Here is a 19,215-nt window from a genome sequence, read left to right as displayed (position 1 = left end):
TCAGCCTGTTAACGAGTAATTTTAGCGTTGCGGCGGCGCCCTTCGGGTCGGTCCTGCTGTGTTCGCCGCGCAACCTCAAGTTCAGGAAGCATAATTAAAAAATAATAGGATCAAGTATGAACAAATCATTTTTGCCGATAATTCTGGGCGTATTGCTGGCGGCGCTGCATTCGCTGAGTTACGCCAGAAGCGAAGCGGGGTTCACCATCCGCGCCGGGGATAAGGAGGCGCACTGGAGCAAAAGCCAGCTACTGAACCATCCCGCCAGACAAGTGCTCAATATTCCCCTTCTCAATTACCCCGACCAAGACATCCCCATTAACGCCGTTCCCATCTCCGTATTGTTGCAGGACATGCACCTGACGGACGCCTCCGTGCTCATTTTCACCTGTCTTGACGGCTATTCTGGCGTGCTGGAGAAGAAGTATCTGCTCAATGACGATCCTGACGCCGCCCGGGCTTATCTGGCGATTGAACCCGATGATAAAAAGTGGCCGCCATTGCCCAAAGGCGCCAACACCTCCAAGCAAAGCGCCGGTCCTTTCTATCTGGTGTGGAGCAATCCGGAAAAGTCCGCCATTCCTCCAGAGTTCTGGCCCTATCAACTGAGTTCGCTGGACGTGGAGGAAGGCTTCGCACGCATCTTCCCAGCGCTCCTGCCCTCCGGCCATCTCGCCGCCAACGATCCCGCGCGCAAAGGCTTTCAAGTGTATAAAGCGCGCTGCATGCACTGTCACCAGATCAATGGCCAGGGCGCGGCGAAACTGGGACCTGACCTGAACCAGCCAATGAACCCTACCGAATACTTCAATGAAGCGGCGCTGAAGCAATTTATTAAAGACCCCACCTCCGTACGCCAGTGGTCCGACATGAAAATGGTGTGGGTGAAGGACGATATCTGGAAAGACGAGGAAATCGACGACCTCATCGCCTATCTGAAGCATATGGCGGAAAGAAAACCGGATATGAAACAGGCCTCTAACTGAGGCCTGACAGGACTGGACGCTGGCTGATTAGCGTCCCTTGACGATATACATGCCTTCGCTCTCGGGACGCGTCAGCTTGAAACCAAAGCGGGTGTAGAGTTCCGGCACATCCGCCATCAGCGTGATATAAGCCCCGTCCGGGGCTTCCCGTTGCAAGTACGCCATGATGCTTTCCATCACTTTCCGCCCCAGCCCTTTGCCCTGATGCGCGGGGTCCACAGCGACGTCGACAATCTCAAAGTTCAGGGCGCCGTCACCGACCACCCGTCCCATGCCAACGCAGGTCTCCTGCAGCATCACGCACACGCCGAACAAACTGCGCGGCAGGCCTTTTACCGCCGCGTCTCTGGGCCTTGGGGTCAAACCGGTGATTTGACGTAAACGCATGAAATCATCCACTTCCGCAACTTTCTCAACCACTTCGTACATGCAACTTCCTTAGACATTCCTTTTAAATTTCAAACAACGTCAGACTTATCCCCCGTTGCGGGACCAATGCCGAATCGTTTTGATTTCTTCCGCCGGTATTCCCAGGGATTCCAGAAAATCCTGGTGCGCCTCCGGCGACATGGATTCAAACTCCACATGCCATTGCCGCATGGCCGCCTCATCCAGCCCTACCGCCGCCAGCATGGCCACCCAGCCCTGCTTGTCGATAATACGAGATTTCTTACGCCCCCGCTCGCTCTTCAGGATAGTGGCGATAACCTGTTGTTGAGCGCGCAGGCGCTGTATTTCCCGGTTAATCGACTGTAGACGCTGTTCAAGAATAGCCTGCACGCCGTCATGGGGTTGCGCCAACACGTCGGCAATGTTTTCCAGAGGCAGCCCCGCCTCGCGATAAAACGCGATCTTCTCCATCCTGCCGAGGTCCGCCTCGGAATACAGCCGGTAATTGGCCTCGCTCCGGGCGCTGGGACTCAGCAGTCCGATCGAGTCGTAATACAGTAATGTGCTGCGTGATACGCCAAACTTACGCGCCATCTGACCAATGGTGTACATCCATCCGCCTCATCATTTTGCCGTTCAATTAAAGCGGTCATAACGACCGCTTTGTGTTTCTAGTCAGTATTCTACAGGGCCCGGATGCGGTTTATTTCCTCCGCGGAAATCCCTAACCATTCCAACAGGCTTTGATGCGCCTGCGGATAGCGGACTTCGAACTCCCGATGCCAACGCCGCATCGCTTCCTCATCAAATCCCGCCGCCCTTAGAACTTCCACCCATTGCGCTTTATTCATCACAGTATCGCTCATGATTCATCTCCCGATAGTTCAGTGAAAAACGTACAGCTGCGCAGCCGACGAAAGCTACTTTGAGGTATGAAGTTATAGACAGGTCAAGGGACTATTCGGTTATTCTTTTCAGGGATCACTTTCCGTTACAAGCAGAGAAGAATAAGCCTTGTGGATGCGCTCAACGCTCTCAGTCTGTGCCTGATAATGCTCGCCCTGGCGGCGCTTCCCAGCTCCAGCGTGGCGCTGGTTGTCGCCCGGTCTTCCGTTTCCGGCTTTGCTCATGGCGCCGCGGTGACGGCAGGCGTCGTTTGTGGCGATTTGATATTCGTCTGTCTTGCGATTCTGGGCCTGACAGCCCTGGCGGACACCCTGGGAGGGCTTTTCCTGATCATCCGCTACCTGGCGGGCGCGTATTTGATCTGGTTTGGAGCCAGCCTGATCCGCTCGCGATCGGCCCTCGACTTTAGGTTTACAGCGTCTTCAAAATCTCGCCTGACGACCAGTTTCAGCGCCGGCTTGCTGCTGACGCTGGGAGATATCAAAGCCATTCTGTTTTACTCAAGCCTGTTCCCTGTCTTCGTGGACATGTCATCACTGACCGCGCCCGACATAACCGCCATCATTGCAATCACCGTCATTACCGTCGGTGGCGTAAAGCTCCTCTACGCCCGCCTGGCGCAAAAGATAACCGCGAGATTTATTAACAGCCCCATGGCGAGTGCGGCCAAAACCGCAGCAGGCGGGGTACTTGTGGGGAGTGGGGCTTATTTGATTGTGAAGGGGTAAGCGACATCACAAGAAGCAACTTTTGTGCATTATTGACATTTTGTTGTTTCAAAAATAGCCTTGAACGTATGTAAGACTACTTTGGTAAACGCCATGCGCCTGTCTATCGAAATATCACCTGAGCAACATCAACGCCTGAAGGCCGCCGCTGCGTTAAAAGGCCAATCTATTAAGGACTATGTTCTTGAGAGAACCTTGCCAGACTTTGAAGAACAGGAATCCCTAAAGAGGCTTGAGTCATTTCTAGCCCCTCGGATTGATGCTGCCAAAAACCAAGAATATTCCTCCAAATCAGTGGATGAAATTTTCGACGAAGTGTTGAAAGAGATGTCTTCGTCAGAATGAATGCTTATGTATTAACCAAAGACGCTGAGAATGACCTACGAGATGTCGCCCGCTATACAGTGGGGAAAGAAATCTCTAGAGGAGTATCGTGCTGGTTTGGCGAAGACTTTCGCCGCGATAGGCGACAATCAAGTTGCATCCCGTCAGTTTTCAGACAACTATCCACAACTACGCGCAGTTAAGCACCGGTTTCATTACATATTTTACTTAACCGAGGGCTTCACAAGACCGGTTATCATTGGCGTCATCCACGAAAAACGCGATATCGTCAGCCGACTTTCAGAGCGATTAACTTAGCACTCGTTATCAAAAACCACTGTCGATTCCAGCTAAGCTCAAACGACAAGGATTTATACTTCGCCGACTTTTTACGGCGATCTGAGCCACACGTTTATTACCAGGGAATCGATTATGTCACTCCAGCTTTACGCTCATCCTTTTTCTTCCTATTGCCAGAAAGTGTTAACCGCGCTTTACGAAAATCAGACGCCGTTTGAGTTTTGTCTGGTCGCTCACGACGATGTGGAGGCGTGGCGACGGCTTGAAGCCCTGTGGACGATGAAGCAGTTCCCGGTGTTGGTGGATCAAGGAGCGACGGTTGTAGAATCGAGCGTGATCATTGAGCATCTGGATCTGTATTATCCGGGGCCTGCGCCATTGATACCCAAAGATCCCAAAGCCGCCCTGCCCGTGCGCATGATGGATCGCTTTTTCGATAACTATGTCATGACGCCTATGCAGAAGCTGGTGTATGACCATATGCGGGAAGAAGGCGCTCACGACCTGCAAGGCGTTGCGGAAGCGAAACAGAGGCTGGGCAAGGCTTACGCGTGGCTGAATACCACCCTGACGGGACGTGAGTGGGCGACGGGGGATGCGTTCACCCTGGCGGATTGCGCCGCTGCGCCCTCTCTTTTTTACGCTGATTGGACATATGCGATTCCGCCTGAGCACACCAGTTTGATTGCATACCGACAGCGTCTGCTGGCGCGCCCTTCCTTCGCCAGAGCCGTGGATGAAGCGCGCCCCTATCGCAAAAACTTCCCCCTCGGCGCACCGAATAGAGACTAAAAAACGTTATTCTCCAGGCATTTACAGAATTAGCCAATCTTGCGGCGAAGAGAGTCGAGATATTTTACAACTCGACTCCTACCGTCTTCCGTCTATAGGTAACAGATCGTTGGATTTACACTCGTTTAGGCTTTTCGGCCTAGTTTGTGCTGTATTCCGCTTCGTTGACGGAAGTCAGCAACATTGATGTTGATAAATGACAGAAAGGAGATAAAGGCATGAAGCCGAGTAAGTATCCCACCCTTATCGCAGCCACTCTGGCGCTCTCCCTGAGCGGAGCCGCACAAGCCTATTTGCTGACCGGAACCATTTACGATCACGTCGCCTCTGAAGCCGACTTCGAAGACGCCATCAGCGGCCTTTCACGAGGTATGCTGGCTTCCACGTTGGGCTCAGACGGACTACCTGATTACATTGGTACGGGCGGCTACGGCGGCGTGCAAAGCGCAGCCAGCTTCGATAATTGGTGGAGCGATTCCCATGGTTCCAAATCCGTGGAATTGAATCTGGCGGACAACGGAAGCGGCATGTACTCGTACAGCGATTCCACATTCTTCCCTATCGATGGCGAGTTGTCCGGCAATGAAGGACGCAGCCACAACTATCACTTCGCCATGCACCTGGAAGGCAAAACCTCCTTCAAAGAGATGGATATGTTTGACTTCACCGGTGATGACGACCTGTGGGTGTTTATCAACGGCAAACTGGTGATGGATCTGGGCGGCGTACACGGCCCGGCCAATGGCCATTTCACTGGCTCGGACTTACTGGGCCTGGGCCTGTTGGAAGACACCGTTTACGATCTCGACATCTTTTTCGCTGAGCGCCACACCACTCAGTCCAACTTCAATATCACCACCAGCCTGCGTATTGAGCCGCCGACGCCAGTCAGCGAGTCTTCCGTGCTGGCGTTGTTTATGACAGGACTATTGGGACTGGGCATGCGGAGATGCTTCCGCAAGTAAATGTGAGCTTATTCTTGCTTTCACTTTAATGCGCATCCTGGCGGATTAATCAGTGAAAGTCAGATACGACAAGGGGGAGCGTCAGGCTCCCCCTTTCTTTATCCGGGCGAAGATAGAAGTTAAGCGGCTGACTTACTCCGAGCTGCTAACCTCCTGCGCGAAGAGGCCCTTGGATGAATGCTGCACTTCGTACTCCACATGACTGCCTGCGCGCAGCGTTTTATAGCCGTCTTTTCTGATGGCGCTGTAATGTACAAACACATCGCCTTCGGCGCTTTCAATGAAACCGTATCCCTTTGCGTTATTAAACCATTTCACCATGCCGGTAGTTCTTTCTCCTGACTGCATGATCTCTCCCTTTCCATGTTTAACTTGCGGCTTTGGTCGCGCGTGCTTCCTTAGCCTTATTCCTGATTTCACTGCGGGAGGCGCAGAGCCTTTCCCGCGCAACTCTGCCGTCGGCCCTTCCCGGTCCGAACGACGATTAGGAGATCGATTATACTCCCTTCCACAAAATTGGTAAGAGCCAGAATTCTTTTGTCTCCAAAAGATTGACTCACCGATTTCACAAATCCAGCATATAGATTCTGAAAATTCTTAAAACGGGATATTTTTCGGATGATCAGCCATATTGACCATATTGTTCTCACCGTTGCGGACATTGAGCGTTCCGTAGCGTTTTATCAGCGCGTCCTGCATATGGAGCCTGTCACCTTCGCCGCGGGACGCCGCGCATTGAAATTCGGCATGCAGAAAATCAATCTGCAGACACTGGGACAGGAAACCCGTAATCGCGCGGGTGTGGGCTCCGGAGATTTGTGCCTGATCACGCAGTGGAAACTGGAAGACGTCATCGCTCATCTGCAGGCGGAACAAGTCGATATCGTGGAAGGCCCCGTCACTAAAAGCGGCGCCATGGGCGCGATTACTTCCGTCTATTTCAACGATCCGGACCTTAACCTGATCGAAGTCAGCGTGTACTCCCAATAGGCGCTGGCGATGGAAGCTTACTTCAGCCTGTTTTTCATCGCCTTTCTGGCGGCGACGCTGGTGCCCGCCTATTCCGAAATTATGCTCGCCGGTCTGCTCGCCACCGGCTACGATCCGGCTTTGTTGTGGGTGTTCGCCACGGTCGGCAATACCCTTGGCTCCGTCGTTAATTGGGCGCTGGGACGTTACCTACTGCACTTCAAAGATCGGCGCTGGTTTCCTTTCAAGGAAAAAAACCTGGGGCCCGCCCAGCGCTGGTTTCAACGTTATGGCGTTTGGTCCCTGCTCATGGCCTGGGCTCCACTGTTTGGCGACGCACTGACCTTTATCGCCGGCCTCATGCGCATACGACTACCCATCTTTGTTTTTCTCACTTTCGCCGGCAAAGGCGCCCGCTACGCCATCATCGTCGGCCTGTTCGATCAGTTCGGCGCCTACTTTCAGAACACAAACTGGTTCTGAAGCCTGGCGCCGCCATAATTCATCATTTTTCCGCTATGTTTTCGCCTGATTAAGCAGAGATAATGCCTTTCTGATTTCTCCATCCTGACCTCCAGATACGCATGTCGCCAAACGCACTGCCCGGAATTTCCTTGTTCAGCCCGCCGCTTTATCGTTTCGGCGTTCGCGTTGTTATCGCCGTCCTTTTTCTGTGGCTGTTCTATCCTGTTCTGGTCTGGGTATGGAACCAGATGCTGACGCCGGAAAACGAGTTCCACGTGATCGCCTGCCTGTTACTGGTCGGCGTGGCGGTTCATGCTTATAGGCGAAGAGCGCCCTCAGGACGCGAACTGGGGTTTCAATGGCGCGCTCTTCCCTTCGCCCTGCTGACGATGAGTTGTCTGGCGTATCTGCTCAACGAGTACGTCACCGGCATTCATATCTTTTCCGCCACGCTAATGACCACCGCCGGTTACGGCCTGCTCGGCCTGTATGTCGCCCCCAGCCTGTGGCGCAGCGCGTTGATCCCCTGTGCGTTGCTGATCTTCGCACTGCCCTTTGAGGGCTATCTCGATATCTATCTTGGCTTTCCCCTGCGCCTGCTTTGCGCCCATCTCGCAGGCGATTTACTTACCGTGTTGGGCGTTCCGCCTCTGTCCAATGAGTCCATCATCCTGATTGAAAACAGAGCGGCAGTGGTCGATCTGGCCTGCAGCGGCCTGAAAGGAATCTGGGCGGGCATGATCTTTTTTCTGCTGCTCACCTGGTTGGAGCGCAAGGCGCTCTCCTGGCGCTGGCTGGCCGTCCTGGCGTTGTTTCTCAGCACGCTGATATTCTTCAACGCATTGCGCATTACCGCCTTGGTGTATACAGACCTGGCGCTGGGGGCGCCACAGGCGGCGGACCTTATTCATACTTCCCTGGGCGCGCTGGGATTCGTGCTCTCCTGCGCCCTGGCCTGGCTCGCTCTAACGCTGGCGCCGTCGCGTCCTCCGGCGGACCGGAGCGATGCGCCACCATCGTTCACCCTTTTCTCTGGCTCCGCGTCGACGGAACCGTCGGTTTGGCGTCGTGAAGGGGAGCTCGCCATTGCCGCTCTCCTGGTCCTGGCGCTGCTCGGCTATACGCCACACCCAAAACTGGCGCTGGCCGACGCATCAATCAACCTGCCGGCGCCGCCACAGTTCGCCGCACAGGCTGCTCCCTTAACAGATATTGAAGCCGGCTTTTTTGATCGCAACGCCGCCACCGCCCGCAAATACCTGTTTTCCTGGCAAGGTATGCAGGGCAGTTTGATTCTGGTGCACAGTCGCTATTGGAAAGCTCAGCACGATCCCCGCAATTGCTACCGATCCCAGGGCGTCAGTATTGATGATGAGAAAACCTGGGTGCTGCCGGACCATAGCGAGATTAAATATCTACGCCTCGATCAAGGCGCCCGCTCCGCATTCTATTGGTTTCAGTCCGCAGACAGGCAGACCGCGGATTACTCCTCCCGCGTCTTTTCCGCCTGGAGTGAGCCGGAGCAATCCTGGGTGATGGTTTCCGTCGCCTGGAACAGCATGATTTCCCCCGACCTTGCGGCGCAGGCGACGGCTTTACTGCGCCAACATATTCAACACATCCTGACCGGAGCTGAGACTTCCGGCGCTGAACGGAGCGACAATGGAAAATAAGAAGTTACCTGTGTGGGTAGCTGTTTGCTGCTACCTTTTGTTCTGGTTCTGGAACCTGACCTACGCCGTCCTTGCGGGCGTCCTGATAGTTCCTTTCTTTACGCTGCCCGCAATCAGCGGCGCATTCATCGGACTGCATAGTTGGATGACAGCGGTATTTTCCACTCTGTTGGTGGCGATACCCGCGCTCTGCATCGGTCTGGGTTTCACCCGTTTCCGGAAAAATCCCAGCACGCTGATCAAACTGTTTTACGGCGTGGAGATGCCCATCATTTTTATCATGCTGAGCACGATGTTCCTGCTGCGCGAGCTGAACCCGGGCGTCACGCACGTGCTGATCAATATACTGGTCGCGCTATTCGCCTATCTCGCCTGTCTGTGGGGCGGCGTCAACACTCGTTTCCCTCTGTGGCTGAGACTCTGTCTCGCCATGACCATACTGTTGACCGGTCTGTATTGCGCGCTGCTGCTTGCGCCGTTCTTTATTCCCGCCACCGCGGGCTTTTTCGAATTACTGGGAGAGATCAACCTGCGCCACATGGGTAATATTTTTAACTATCTACTCCTCCTGGTAGCGCTGGTATGTGGCTTATCGACTTGCGTCGTCTTCCTGGCGCTCCCCTTTGTGCTGATTTTCCTTTACCTCCGGGAATTTCTGCGTGAATGGCGCATCGCGGACGCCCGCCTTGGGCGCGCCAAAGCCAGCGCCATCGCAGCAGGAGTACTGGGGTTGAACGCCATCCTGTTCGCCGCATTGAATCAGCAGCCGCAACAGGCGACGTTTGAACGCATGGCGTTCCTGGATCAGCGTTTCAGACCCGGCGAGACCATCCCCAGTATTCCGCGAGAAGAACACGACGCCTTGCGCAAAGGGCTGATCAACGCCTATCTGGCGCCCTATCGTTATCTATCGACGACAGAAAGAAACAGCGCCGTGTATAACGCCTACCTGGGCGCTTTTGACGATGCGGACCATGCTTTGGCGAAAGGGTCGCAAGCCGTCTTCGACTTTTTGGCGACGCCCTTTCTCTACGATGGAGCCTACTTCCGCGAGGATAAAGAGCGCGCCGCCCGTTACTACCGAAAATTCTTCGACCAGCCCATCGAAAAAGGAGAACCGGAGGCGATTCTAAACGCCCTCAAAGCCACCTTCGATCAAGGCCGTCCCGCTGCAGGACTGGTGGATGTGCTAAACCGGCATGTATTGATCACCAACATGGCGATCACGGTCGAGCCGCAAGACGACAGTGCGCGCATTCGCATAGTGCAAACCCTGGAGAACCAGACCTACAACAATCATGAAGTCACGTTTCATTTCAGTCTGCCGGAAGAGGCCGCGCTCACGGGCCTCTGGCTGAGCGACGATGCGGAAGATCTGGATAAGTTTGTCTATGCCGTAGCGCCTCGCGGCGCAGCGCAACAGGTTTACAACGACGAAGTGAGTCGGCGCATCGACCCCTCTTTGCTGGAACAGGTCGGGCCTCGTCAGTATCGTTTGCGCGCCTTTCCCGTTCCGCCTCGCAGAGCCAGTTACAACCGCTCCATGGTCCTGCGACTGGGTACGGACTATGAAGTCAGCCCCATGTATTTGACGTTCGAATACAAAGCCACTATGAACGAGCACGGCGCCTGGCCGTTGCCTCAGCTATTGGAAAAGCGCAACGCCTATTGGAGCGATCAAACCCAACGCACTTTGAACGACCAGCCAATCCACACTGAAAAGGATGCATGGATCCCCGCTACTGCGCCGATGTCGGCGGCCGCCTCGCGCAAGATGCATGATGCCATCGTCGCTGGCCAGCGCGTTCGCGCCGTTCCCCGCACCGGCGCTGATGCGCAATGGGATATCCAAGCATCAACAACGCCTTACGCCATTCTTATCGATGGCTCCTACAGCATGGGCGAACAGGCGGAAAAGGTGGCGGCGGCCTTGAAACAGCTACAGCAACTTGATATCGCCCACGAAATATTTCTATGCCATGAGCGCTGCCAGCCCATGACAGCCCTGCCGTCAGCCGACGAATTTTATGGCGACAGCCTGCCCATGAATCAGTTAGCCGCCTGGCGCAGAAACGCAAAGCAGAACTATGACGCGGTGATGCTGCTGACCGACGCCGGCAGCTATGAGTTGGAATCCCAGGTCTCATTCAAAGCCACCCGGATGCCGCCGGTATGGCTGGTTCACCTGGGCGGCGCTCTGGCTTACGCCTATCACGACCAGACACTGGACTTGCTCAAGCAGAGCCATGGCGGCGTCACTCAGTCGCTACAGGAGGCGATCATCGCCCATCAGTTCCGGCAAGGGCGAACGGAGGACGGCTTGTTCGCCATCACCCCCCACTACCTTTGGTACGCGGAAGAAAATGCAAACGCTGAAGCGGAGAAAAGCAGTACACAAACCGGGGAGGACTTCTTCTCCGCTATCGCCGCGCGCCGCTGGCTGGAGTATCTGGCGCAGACCCGTGACACCTCTGATGTCCAAGTGCTGGATCAATTGCACGCAATCGCCAAAGCCGAACACATGGTGACGGATTACTCTTCCATGATCGTGCTGGTGGAAGAGCGTCAGAAAAAAGCGCTGGAGGAAGCGGAGCAAAAGGCGGATCGTTTTGATCGTGAAGTGGAAACCGGGCAGGAAGCCTTCAGCGCGCCCATGGATATGTTCAGCGCGTCTCCCGTCCCTGAGCCTGAAGAGTGGCTGTTGATAGGGCTGGCCGGCCTGATGCTGGCGTTCGCCGCCCTGCATCGCAAACGCAAGTTCACACTGCAGACCGCCAGTATTTAAAACGCAAACGCCCGGCTTAGTCCGGGCGTTTTCTTAGGTTCCGAATGAGTTTTATTCGATCAGTACGGCAGCAACATGCCAATGCCGAACAACAATCCGATCACGACAATCAGCACCAGCAACGAAATACCAAACGCCGCCCAATTCGAGATCATGGCGCCGCCGTTCGCCATGTGATGTTCGACATCCTCCCCCTGGTACTTTTTGGCGATCTGCATCATCGCCACCAATTGCACTACCGTGAACACCACATTGACGCCAGGAATATCCGGCACAAAAAATGCCAATCCGAAGATCACCACCAACGCCAGGAAAGAAAAGACCAAAGCGTTGCGGGCCATGTCTTCACGACCAAGCTGCTTGAAGTTGTGGGAAAGGATAATGCCGCCGGCCAAAATAGTGCCAAAAAACGTCGCCAGCCCTACTGCGGGCAACTTATACAGACGGTAATCGCCAACGGGCTTGCGGCTACTGCGGCCGTCAATAAGGGAGGATTCCGGGGTTTTATATACTTCTTCCATTATCTGCTCCAAAACTCTATGCATGAAAAGGTTGGCGCTGGGTGCAATGGAGGACGATGCCCATCGCGCGCCAAAGAAATGAAAGCGATGAAAGTGACGAAAACCCGTCGTGGAAAATTAAAAACTCCCAATCAAAGAGAGCAAATAAAAAAGGCCCGGCCGAAGCCGGGTGCAAGATAGGGTAGGTCAACCCAGGAGTAACCAGACGCCGACAACGATCAACCCGCCGCCGAACAAAACAGCCTGCATATGCTGGCCAAGACCACCGGTCAGGCGTTTCACCAGCACCGCGCCAGCGGCGATCCAGGTCAAATGCGTGCAGATATTAAGACAGGCCAACATCGCCGCCAGCCATAGCGCTCGCGCCGTCGCCTCGTCTCCCTGAGCGCCAAACAAGGAGAACATCAGAACCACCATCACCCACCCTTTAGCGTTGAGCAGCTGGATGATCAGGCCGTCTTTGAAGCCAAGGGTTTTGGGAGAGGTCGACTCCCCGGATAGCGCCGGACGGAAAAAGCAGTACCCCAGATAAAACAAGTAACAAGCGCCAGCGGTGCGTAAAATGGCGTAGCTCTGCGGATACTCCTGCATCACCGCTCCCAGGCCAAAGCCCACCAGCAATGATTTGAGAAGAAACACCAGATCGATTCCCGCCATCAAAGGCAGTGAACGCCTTACGCCCAACTGCGCGCCGGAAGCGGCGAACACCACATTGGCGGGTCCGGGACTGAATACAAGGGGGAACATGACGGCCAGCCAGGCCGCGATAAAGCTTAACGACATCGACGTACTTCCTGATATTTATCCTGCAGACAACCAGCTTCCTTCTGCTTGGCTACATACGACAGAGCCTGCGCATGTCAGGCCGCATGAATAGCTTCCCAAGCCTGCCGCCGCCAACGAACGCCGCTGGCGACAACTGAGGCGCTAATCTAAATCAGGAGATCAGACAGGTTCTTGTACGAAATTGCGTTTGGCGAAACTGCCTGGGGTCACGCCATACACTCGTTTGAAGTTACGATGCAGATGACTTTGATCGAAGAAACCGCATTCCAAAGCCGCCGTCAGCGGCTCCATACCGGCCTCCAACAGCCGTTTGGCTTCACGGGTTTTCAGCAATATCAGAAATTGATGAGGGGTCAGCGCAAAGCGTTGCTTGAAGGCGCGAATTAACTGAAAGCGGCTCATGCCGGTCAGCCCCGCCAATTCGTCCAGAGCGACATTGCGACGCCAGTGGTCGTGCAAGTAATCGCGAATCCGCAGGCAACCTTGCAGGTCTTGAACGCGCTTCGCCTCTAATTCGCCGCTATCGCCATGGCGCTGAAAAAGCTGGTGTAGCGCCGCGGTCAGCAATGAATCCTGAGCCAGAGAAAAACTCTCCGTCTCCAACGCCTGATGCAGTTCCAGCAATAAAGAGAAGACAACCGGGTCGTCAATCACCGGTCCCCGCAGAAAAGGAGAGAAACCATTGCGATGGTCACGCAACGTCTCCCGCAGCAAGGCTTCTTCGAAATAGAACATGCGGTAACGCCAACCGCCATCACTGGCGGCGAATCCGGTATGCGGCTCCGCAGGATTGATGGCGACGATCTGGCCACGGGGAATCACCACTTTACCGCCACGATAATCCAGCCCCTCTGCGCCTTGCAGAATAACGCCCACGGCAAGCTGATCATGCCAGTGCTTGCTGAATGAGAAATGGTTAAACGCGGCGGAAAGCAGCTCTACGCCCTGCACGCGGGGACTTTCCCACAAACGGGAGTATTCTTTCACTTGAGCGCCTTATTGCGTCGTGACAAGGCGTCGTAGACCACGCCGGCAATCGCGCCGCAGGCCAGAGCGCCGGCCAACGCATAAATGCCCAACAACAGATACATCAAACCTCCTCCAGCCACGCTGGCCGCCGCTGAGGCGCCGCGCTTCCAGGCGGGAGCGATAAAAGTTGCAGCGACAACCGCGCAGGCGCTCACCAATCCGGCGCAGACAAACCTGACCTGTCCCGGCCACGCGTCCCAGCCTTCCGCCAGGCAATCGCCGCCGCCATACATTTCAGGATCACAGCCCCACTCGACGCGCAGGTTGTAGTAAATAAGCGCCAACAACGCGCCATAGAGAACACCGGCCACCCAGGCCAACGGAGTGCAGAGAATGCGGACAATAGCAGTAGCGTTCACATCACATCCTTTTCAGGCAGGTCCTTTCGACGCTTAACGCTTCCAAGGTTAAGTTTGCTAAAGATGTAAATCTCCGGCGGTAAAGTCAATACGCGCCCGCCGCGCTAATCCTCATTCACAGGGCGCAAGATAATAGTGCGCCGCGAATACTACCCGCGATCCTGCTTGCCTGCATGCAGTCTTTTTCATCTGGCCGCCCGTCTTTACCCACTCTAAGAGGATGAAAATCCGGGAGATTTGGCGCAGAATGCGGCACATTAACCGAGGCGCAGGTGTACGCGCCGCCGCATCTTAAGGAACACTGCAAGAGGCCCCAACGTGCAACTGAATAAAATTCCCGCTACTGTCGTCACTGGATTTCTTGGCAGCGGCAAGACCACCCTGCTGTCCAATCTGTTGAAACAAGCCAACGGCAAACGCATCGCAGTGATCGTCAATGAATTCGGCGAGCTGGATATCGACGCCGATCTGTTGCGTAATTGCCCTCTGGATTGCGACGATAACGCCGCTACGCAAACCGATTCCGGCATCTACGAACTCGCCAACGGCTGTATCTGTTGCACGGTGGAAGAGGAATTTCTGCCAGTGATGCAGAAGCTGGTGGAGCGCCGCGATCAGATTGACCATATCCTGATTGAAACTTCCGGTCTGGCGCTGCCCAAGCCGCTGGTGCAGGCGTTCAACTGGCCGGACATCAAGCAGTTCTGCACCGTGGACGCGGTGATTACCGTGGTGGACGGCCCGGCAGTAGCGGCGGGCCGCTTCGCTCACGACCCGGAACGGGTAGAGCAACAGCGTCTGGCGGACGACAGCCTTGATCACAACCCCAGCCTGCGGGAGCTGCTGGACGACCAGCTCAGTTCGGCGGATCTGGTGGTTATCAGTAAGAGCGACTGTCTCGATGAAGACGCCCGCGCGCAGGCGCTGCAACAAGTGCAGGCGAAACTGCCGGAACGGGTGAAAACCCTGTTCGTCGCTAATGGCGAAGTCGATTCACAAGTGCTGATCGGTCTGGAAGCCGCGACGGAAGAGCGCATCGAGGCCATCCACACCCATCATGATCATCACCATGATCACGGACATCATCATCGCCACGCTCATGACGACTTTGACTCCTGCGTCATCACGCTGGGCGCCGTAGACAGCGACAAGCTCCTGGCGATTACCCGCGACCTCATCAGCGCCAATACGATCTACCGGGTCAAAGGCTTCGTCGCCAACGGCGATAAGCCCATGCGCCAGGTAGTGCAGGCAGTGGGCGACCGCATCGCGCATTATTTCGACCGCCTGTGGGGCGCCGACGAAGACCGTAAAACCCGTCTGGTGTTTATCGGCCAGGGCATCGACGCCTCTGCGCTGCGTGACGCCTTGAGCGCGGCGGAAGTCTAACTCCATGCATCTGCTGGCGGCGCAACCGGGTGGTTTTAACGACGGCGAAGGCATCGTCGATCTGCAACAAACGCCAGCGGATCTGGTTATATTGACGGCGGCGGACGGCGCGCTTGCGCTGCTCACCCAGGTGGCGGAGACGCTGCAGGATGATTATCCCAGCCTGCGGCTCGCCAACTGGATGCACCTGAGCAAGCCGGCGGCGTTCGACCTCTATCGGGACCAAGTGCTGGACCACGCCAAAGTCGTGGTGCTGTCGCTGCTCGGCGGCGCGTCTTACTGGCCCTATGGACTGGAGCAATTGCAGGACTGGGCGCGGCGTCCCGGACGCACATTGGTTGTGGTTCCCGGCGATGACGGCGAAGACCAGCAACTGCTGAACGGCGGCAACGTCGAGGCCGCCTGCGCTCGTCGCGTCTGGCGCTATTTGCGGGAAGGCGGACGCGGCAACAGCGAACAACTTTTCCGTTATCTTGCGACGACTTTTTTCGCTTGGAACCTGCCGTGGCTTGAGCCGCAGGTTATCCCACGCACGCTGATCTATCATCCGCACATCGCCGACGCCACCCTGCAGGACTGGCGTAATGAGTGGCGCGCGGATCAGCCCACCGCGCTATTGCTGTTCTACCGTAGCCACCTGCAGGAAGCCAATACCGCGATGTTCGACGGGCTGATCCGTGTGTTGCAGGAACAAGGCTTGAACCCGCTGCCGCTGGCGGTGGCCTCCCTGAAAGAAGCCGCCTGTCTGGAAACGGTAGATCTGCTGTGCCAACGCAGTGCGGCGACGGTCATTCTCAACACCACTGCTTTCGCGCTGCAAAACACCGGCAACGCGTCTCTCTCATCAACGCCTACTGACTATACCCATCCTCTGAACGTCAATATCCCTATTTTGCAGGTCATTCTCGCATCCAGCAGCGAAGCGGACTGGCGCGAGCAAAACGGCGGCCTGCGTTCCCGGGATATCGCCATGCATATCGCCCTGCCGGAATTGGACGGCCGAATCATCACCCGCGCAGTGGGCTTCAAAGACTCCAATTACTATAGCGAACGCTGTCAGCTGAATGTGGTGCGTTATGCATTGCAGGAAGAGCGCGCCCGCTTCGTCGCCGAACTGGCGCTGCGTTGGAGCCGCCTGAGCGTTAAGCCCAACGCCAACAAACGCATTGCGCTGGTGCTGGCCAACTACCCGACTCGGGACGGCCGCATTGGCAACGGCGTCGGCCTGGATACGCCGCGCTCCACGTTAAACCTGTTGCGGGGCCTGCAAGCAGCGGGATACCCAGTGTCGGATATTCCCGAAAACTCCGCCGCGCTGATCGAGCTATTACAGTCGTCCATTACTAACAACCCGGATACGCTTGAGCTGCTTCCCTGCCATCAAAGCATGGCCCTGGCTGATTACGCAGCCTGTTTTAATCGCCTGCCGGAGAGCTGCCGACAGGCCGTACTGGAGCGCTGGGGAGCGCCGCAGCAAGATCCGAAATGTCGCGCCGGCAGGTTGATGCTGTCCGGCGTCCGCCTCGGCGACACCTTCGTCGGCATTCAGCCTGCGCGGGGTTATAACATGGACCTCGCCGCCAACTATCATGATCCAGACCTGATTCCGCCTCACAGCTATCTGGCGTTCTACTTCTGGCTGCGTCACGCCTACGACGTCGACGCTATCGTGCATGTGGGCAAACACGGCAACCTGGAATGGCTGCCGGGCAAGGGCGTGGCGCTGTCAGAGCAGTGCTGGCCGGATATCGCCCTCGGTCCCATGCCGCATATCTATCCATTTATCGTCAATGATCCCGGCGAAGGCGCGCAAGCCAAGCGCCGCGCTCAGGCGGTGATCATCGACCATTTGATGCCGCCCATGACCCGGGCGGAAGTCTATGGCGAACTGGCGGAGCTGGAGCGCATGGTGGACGAGTACTATCAGGCCATGGGCCTGGATACCCGTCGAGAGAATCACCTGCGCCGTGAAATTCTGCAAAAAGCCCGCAGCGCCAACGTGCTGACGGAACTGTCGCGGACAGGCGCGGAGCCGGACGATGACGCCGTGCTGCAGGAACTGGACACCTATCTCTGCGACATCAAAGAGGCGCAGATCCGCGATGGTCTGCATTGCCTGGGGGAACTGCCGGAGCCCGCGCAAATGCGCGACACTCTGACGGCGCTGGTGCGACTGCCTCGTGGCGAGCAGCCTGATGATCGCGGCCTGTTGCATGCGCTGGCGGCGGATATGCAGATGTCCGTCAACGGCGATGACCCATTCGATCCCCTGCAACCGCAAGCCCGCCTCTGGCAAGGCGAACGACCGCAGCTGCTGGTCGCGCTGTTGGAGTCAGTCTGGCGGACGGAGCAGCATACGCGGGAGCGTCTGGAACTTTTTGCGCAGCAACTGGTTGAACAATATGTTCTGACCAACTCCGCGTTAACGGAGCTGCGTGACAGCCTGCCCAGCGCCTGCGCCTTACTGAGCTATATGCAAACCGTGCTGAAACCGGCGTTGCAACGTAGCGCAGACAACGAGATTCAACACAGCTTGCGCGCCCTGGCGGGTCGCTTCGTGCCCCCCGGCCCCAGCGGCGCACCCACGCGCGGACGTCTGGATACGCTTCCCACCGGGCGTAATTTCTATGCCGTGGACAGTCGGGCGATTCCCTCCAAAACCGCCTGGGAACTGGGTCAGGCGTCAGCGGAGCAAGTGGTGCTGCGCCACCTGCAGGAGCACGGCGACTACCCCAGGCAAATCGGCCTGTCGGTCTGGGGCACCGCCACCATGCGCACCGGCGGCGATGATATCGCGCAAGCCTTCGCCCTGATGGGGGTCAAACCGGTGTGGGCGCCCGGCTCTCATCGCGTGGTGGACTTCGAAATAATCCCGGCGTTCTATTTGAACCGCCCCCGCGTGGACGTGACCCTGCGGGTGTCCGGTTTCTTTCGCGACGCCTTCCCCAATGTCATCAAGCTGTTCGACGCCGCCGTACAAAAACTGGCGGAGCTGGAGGAGCCCGGCGACAGCAACCTTATTCAGCGCCATATCCGGGAACGGGAGGCGCAACTGGTGGCCGCCGGCGCGCCAACGCAGGAAGCCAGACGGCAGGCGGGATTCCGCGTCTTCGGCAGCAAACCCGGCGCATACGGAGCGGGGCTTCAGGGTCTGATTGACGAGCGCTGTTGGGAAACGCCAAACGACCTCGCCCGCGCCTACGTGCAATGGGGCGGCTACGCTTACGGACAAAATGAGAAAGGTGAAGAAGCCTTCGGCGCGTTCAGTTATCGCCTCGGCCAATTGGAAGTGGTGATGCAGAATCAGGATAACCGTGAACACGATATTCTGGATTCCGACGATTACTACCAGTTTCAGGGCGGCATGACCAATGCGGTCAGCGTGCTGCGCGGCGATGCGCCCAGTGTTTATCTCAATGACCACAGCAACCCCGCTGCGCCGAAAATACGCACGCTGAAAGAGGAGCTTAACCGGGTTATTCGCTCACGGGTGACCAATCCCAAATGGATTGCCGCCATGCAGCGCCACTCTTACAAAGGCGCTTTCGAAATGGCCGCCAGCGTTGACTACCTGTTCGCCTATGACGCCACCACAGGGTTGGTGGACGATTACCAATACGCGAATGTCTCCGAGGCCCTTGCCTTCGACGCCGCCAATCAGGCCTTTATGCGCGAACACAATCCGCAGGCGTTGCAGGAAATGGCGGAACGTCTGCTGGAAGCCATGCAGCGCGGGCTCTGGAAGGAGCCTGGGGATTATCGGCAGCGTATTGAATCGCTGATACTAGAGCTGGATGAGCAGGCTGAGGGAAGTCTGTGAGCAACAGGCGCGTGCATGCGCCTGCCGG

Annotated in this window: 19 protein-coding genes; 11 read left to right on the top strand and 8 right to left on the bottom strand. The window is 56.4% G+C overall.

Going from position 1 to position 19,215, the window contains the following annotated elements:
• The first annotated feature begins 116 nt into the window (after positions 1–116).
• On the top strand, positions 117–986 hold the full coding sequence (locus O5O45_RS28125; protein ID WP_305902616.1) for a cytochrome c: 870 nt from the start codon (positions 117–119) through the stop codon (positions 984–986).
• A 27-nt stretch (positions 987–1,013) separates the two neighbouring features.
• Here O5O45_RS28125 and O5O45_RS28120 read toward each other — a convergent pair whose 3' ends face one another.
• The 3 genes from O5O45_RS28120 to O5O45_RS28110 form a co-directional block, all read right to left on the bottom strand.
• Positions 1,014–1,415, bottom strand: coding sequence for a GNAT family N-acetyltransferase (locus O5O45_RS28120; protein ID WP_305902615.1), 402 nt, complete (start codon positions 1,413–1,415; stop codon positions 1,014–1,016).
• Positions 1,416–1,460: 45 nt separating this feature from the next.
• Positions 1,461–1,988 carry a MerR family transcriptional regulator gene (locus O5O45_RS28115; RefSeq protein WP_305902614.1) on the bottom strand — a complete coding sequence of 176 codons (528 nt, stop codon included), beginning with the start codon at positions 1,986–1,988 and terminating at the stop codon, positions 1,461–1,463.
• Positions 1,989–2,059: 71 nt separating this feature from the next.
• Complete coding sequence (locus O5O45_RS28110) at positions 2,060–2,242, bottom strand: MerR family transcriptional regulator (protein ID WP_305902613.1); 183 nt, start codon at positions 2,240–2,242, stop codon at positions 2,060–2,062.
• A 150-nt stretch (positions 2,243–2,392) separates the two neighbouring features.
• Here O5O45_RS28110 and O5O45_RS28105 point away from each other — a divergent pair, with 150 nt between their 5' ends.
• From O5O45_RS28105 to O5O45_RS28090, 4 genes are all read left to right on the top strand, one after another.
• A complete protein-coding gene (locus O5O45_RS28105; RefSeq protein ID WP_305902612.1) occupies positions 2,393–3,010 on the top strand; it encodes a LysE family translocator in 618 nt (205 codons plus the stop codon).
• 93 nt (positions 3,011–3,103) lie between these two features.
• A complete protein-coding gene (locus O5O45_RS28100; protein ID WP_305902611.1) occupies positions 3,104–3,355 on the top strand; it encodes a type II toxin -antitoxin system TacA 1-like antitoxin in 252 nt (83 codons plus the stop codon).
• Positions 3,356–3,766: 411 nt separating this feature from the next.
• A complete protein-coding gene (locus tag O5O45_RS28095; RefSeq protein ID WP_305902610.1) occupies positions 3,767–4,426 on the top strand; it encodes a glutathione S-transferase family protein in 660 nt (219 codons plus the stop codon).
• 218 nt (positions 4,427–4,644) lie between these two features.
• The gene (locus O5O45_RS28090) at positions 4,645–5,391 is read left to right on the top strand and encodes a fibro-slime domain-containing protein (RefSeq protein WP_305902609.1); all 747 of its coding nucleotides are present in this window, start codon (positions 4,645–4,647) and stop codon (positions 5,389–5,391) included.
• Positions 5,392–5,523: 132 nt separating this feature from the next.
• Here O5O45_RS28090 and O5O45_RS28085 read toward each other — a convergent pair whose 3' ends face one another.
• Positions 5,524–5,739 carry a cold shock domain-containing protein gene (locus O5O45_RS28085; RefSeq protein WP_127973940.1) on the bottom strand — a complete coding sequence of 72 codons (216 nt, stop codon included), beginning with the start codon at positions 5,737–5,739 and terminating at the stop codon, positions 5,524–5,526.
• A gap of 270 nt (positions 5,740–6,009) precedes the next feature.
• Here O5O45_RS28085 and O5O45_RS28080 point away from each other — a divergent pair, with 270 nt between their 5' ends.
• The 4 genes from O5O45_RS28080 (at position 6,010) to O5O45_RS28065 (ending at position 11,283) form a co-directional block, all read left to right on the top strand.
• Positions 6,010–6,381, top strand: coding sequence for a VOC family protein (locus tag O5O45_RS28080; RefSeq protein WP_216739341.1), 372 nt, complete (start codon positions 6,010–6,012; stop codon positions 6,379–6,381).
• 9 nt (positions 6,382–6,390) lie between these two features.
• Positions 6,391–6,843, top strand: a complete 453-nt coding sequence (locus O5O45_RS28075) for a YqaA family protein (protein ID WP_305902608.1) — start codon at positions 6,391–6,393, stop codon at positions 6,841–6,843.
• 101 nt (positions 6,844–6,944) lie between these two features.
• On the top strand, positions 6,945–8,498 hold the full coding sequence (gene xrtO / locus O5O45_RS28070; protein WP_305902607.1) for an exosortase O: 1,554 nt from the start codon (positions 6,945–6,947) through the stop codon (positions 8,496–8,498).
• Complete coding sequence (locus O5O45_RS28065) at positions 8,488–11,283, top strand: TIGR02921 family PEP-CTERM protein (RefSeq protein WP_305902606.1); 2,796 nt, start codon at positions 8,488–8,490, stop codon at positions 11,281–11,283. Before xrtO ends, O5O45_RS28065 begins: the two co-directional genes overlap by 11 nt.
• 59 nt (positions 11,284–11,342) lie before the next feature.
• Here O5O45_RS28065 and O5O45_RS28060 read toward each other — a convergent pair whose 3' ends face one another.
• The 4 genes from O5O45_RS28060 to O5O45_RS28045 all read right to left on the bottom strand — a co-directional run bounded on the left by O5O45_RS28060 (position 11,343) and on the right by O5O45_RS28045 (position 13,978).
• Positions 11,343–11,804, bottom strand: a complete 462-nt coding sequence (locus O5O45_RS28060) for a hypothetical protein (protein ID WP_305902605.1) — start codon at positions 11,802–11,804, stop codon at positions 11,343–11,345.
• A 186-nt stretch (positions 11,805–11,990) separates the two neighbouring features.
• A complete protein-coding gene (locus O5O45_RS28055) occupies positions 11,991–12,587 on the bottom strand; it encodes a LysE family translocator (protein WP_305902604.1) in 597 nt (198 codons plus the stop codon).
• Between the two features lie 162 nt (positions 12,588–12,749).
• Positions 12,750–13,577, bottom strand: a complete 828-nt coding sequence (locus O5O45_RS28050) for an AraC family transcriptional regulator (RefSeq protein ID WP_305902603.1) — start codon at positions 13,575–13,577, stop codon at positions 12,750–12,752.
• The gene (locus O5O45_RS28045; protein WP_305902602.1) at positions 13,574–13,978 is read right to left on the bottom strand and encodes a hypothetical protein; all 405 of its coding nucleotides are present in this window, start codon (positions 13,976–13,978) and stop codon (positions 13,574–13,576) included. The genes O5O45_RS28050 and O5O45_RS28045 overlap by 4 nt, the downstream gene beginning before the upstream one ends.
• A gap of 318 nt (positions 13,979–14,296) precedes the next feature.
• On the opposite strand from O5O45_RS28045, the gene cobW reads away from it, so the two are divergent.
• Both cobW and cobN read left to right on the top strand, forming a co-directional pair.
• A complete protein-coding gene (cobW, locus tag O5O45_RS28040; RefSeq protein WP_305902601.1) occupies positions 14,297–15,367 on the top strand; it encodes a cobalamin biosynthesis protein CobW in 1,071 nt (356 codons plus the stop codon).
• Between the two features lie 4 nt (positions 15,368–15,371).
• On the top strand, positions 15,372–19,187 hold the full coding sequence (cobN, locus tag O5O45_RS28035; RefSeq protein WP_305902600.1) for a cobaltochelatase subunit CobN: 3,816 nt from the start codon (positions 15,372–15,374) through the stop codon (positions 19,185–19,187).
• The last annotated feature ends 28 nt before the right edge of the window (positions 19,188–19,215 follow it).

Source organism: Hahella sp. HNIBRBA332 (assembly GCF_030719035.1).
GTDB lineage: Bacteria > Pseudomonadota > Gammaproteobacteria > Pseudomonadales > Oleiphilaceae > Hahella.
This window is presented reverse-complemented; position numbering and strand designations above follow the sequence as displayed.

What these genes read in the sequence shown, in the direction of transcription:
- O5O45_RS28125 (WP_305902616.1), top strand. Translation starts at nt 117, where the DNA reads ATGAACAAATCATTTTTGCCGATAATTCTGGGCGTATTGCTGGCGGCG.
- O5O45_RS28120 (WP_305902615.1), bottom strand. Translation starts at nt 1,415, where the DNA reads ATGTACGAAGTGGTTGAGAAAGTTGCGGAAGTGGATGATTTCATGCGT.
- O5O45_RS28115 (WP_305902614.1), bottom strand. Translation starts at nt 1,988, where the DNA reads ATGTACACCATTGGTCAGATGGCGCGTAAGTTTGGCGTATCACGCAGC.
- O5O45_RS28110 (WP_305902613.1), bottom strand. Translation starts at nt 2,242, where the DNA reads ATGAGCGATACTGTGATGAATAAAGCGCAATGGGTGGAAGTTCTAAGG.
- O5O45_RS28100 (WP_305902611.1), top strand. Translation starts at nt 3,104, where the DNA reads ATGCGCCTGTCTATCGAAATATCACCTGAGCAACATCAACGCCTGAAG.
- O5O45_RS28095 (WP_305902610.1), top strand. Translation starts at nt 3,767, where the DNA reads ATGTCACTCCAGCTTTACGCTCATCCTTTTTCTTCCTATTGCCAGAAA.
- O5O45_RS28090 (WP_305902609.1), top strand. Translation starts at nt 4,645, where the DNA reads ATGAAGCCGAGTAAGTATCCCACCCTTATCGCAGCCACTCTGGCGCTC.
- O5O45_RS28085 (WP_127973940.1), bottom strand. Translation starts at nt 5,739, where the DNA reads ATGCAGTCAGGAGAAAGAACTACCGGCATGGTGAAATGGTTTAATAAC.
- O5O45_RS28080 (WP_216739341.1), top strand. Translation starts at nt 6,010, where the DNA reads ATGATCAGCCATATTGACCATATTGTTCTCACCGTTGCGGACATTGAG.
- O5O45_RS28075 (WP_305902608.1), top strand. Translation starts at nt 6,391, where the DNA reads ATGGAAGCTTACTTCAGCCTGTTTTTCATCGCCTTTCTGGCGGCGACG.
- xrtO (WP_305902607.1), top strand. Translation starts at nt 6,945, where the DNA reads ATGTCGCCAAACGCACTGCCCGGAATTTCCTTGTTCAGCCCGCCGCTT.
- O5O45_RS28065 (WP_305902606.1), top strand. Translation starts at nt 8,488, where the DNA reads ATGGAAAATAAGAAGTTACCTGTGTGGGTAGCTGTTTGCTGCTACCTT.
- O5O45_RS28060 (WP_305902605.1), bottom strand. Translation starts at nt 11,804, where the DNA reads ATGGAAGAAGTATATAAAACCCCGGAATCCTCCCTTATTGACGGCCGC.
- O5O45_RS28055 (WP_305902604.1), bottom strand. Translation starts at nt 12,587, where the DNA reads ATGTCGTTAAGCTTTATCGCGGCCTGGCTGGCCGTCATGTTCCCCCTT.
- cobN (WP_305902600.1), top strand. Translation starts at nt 15,372, where the DNA reads ATGCATCTGCTGGCGGCGCAACCGGGTGGTTTTAACGACGGCGAAGGC.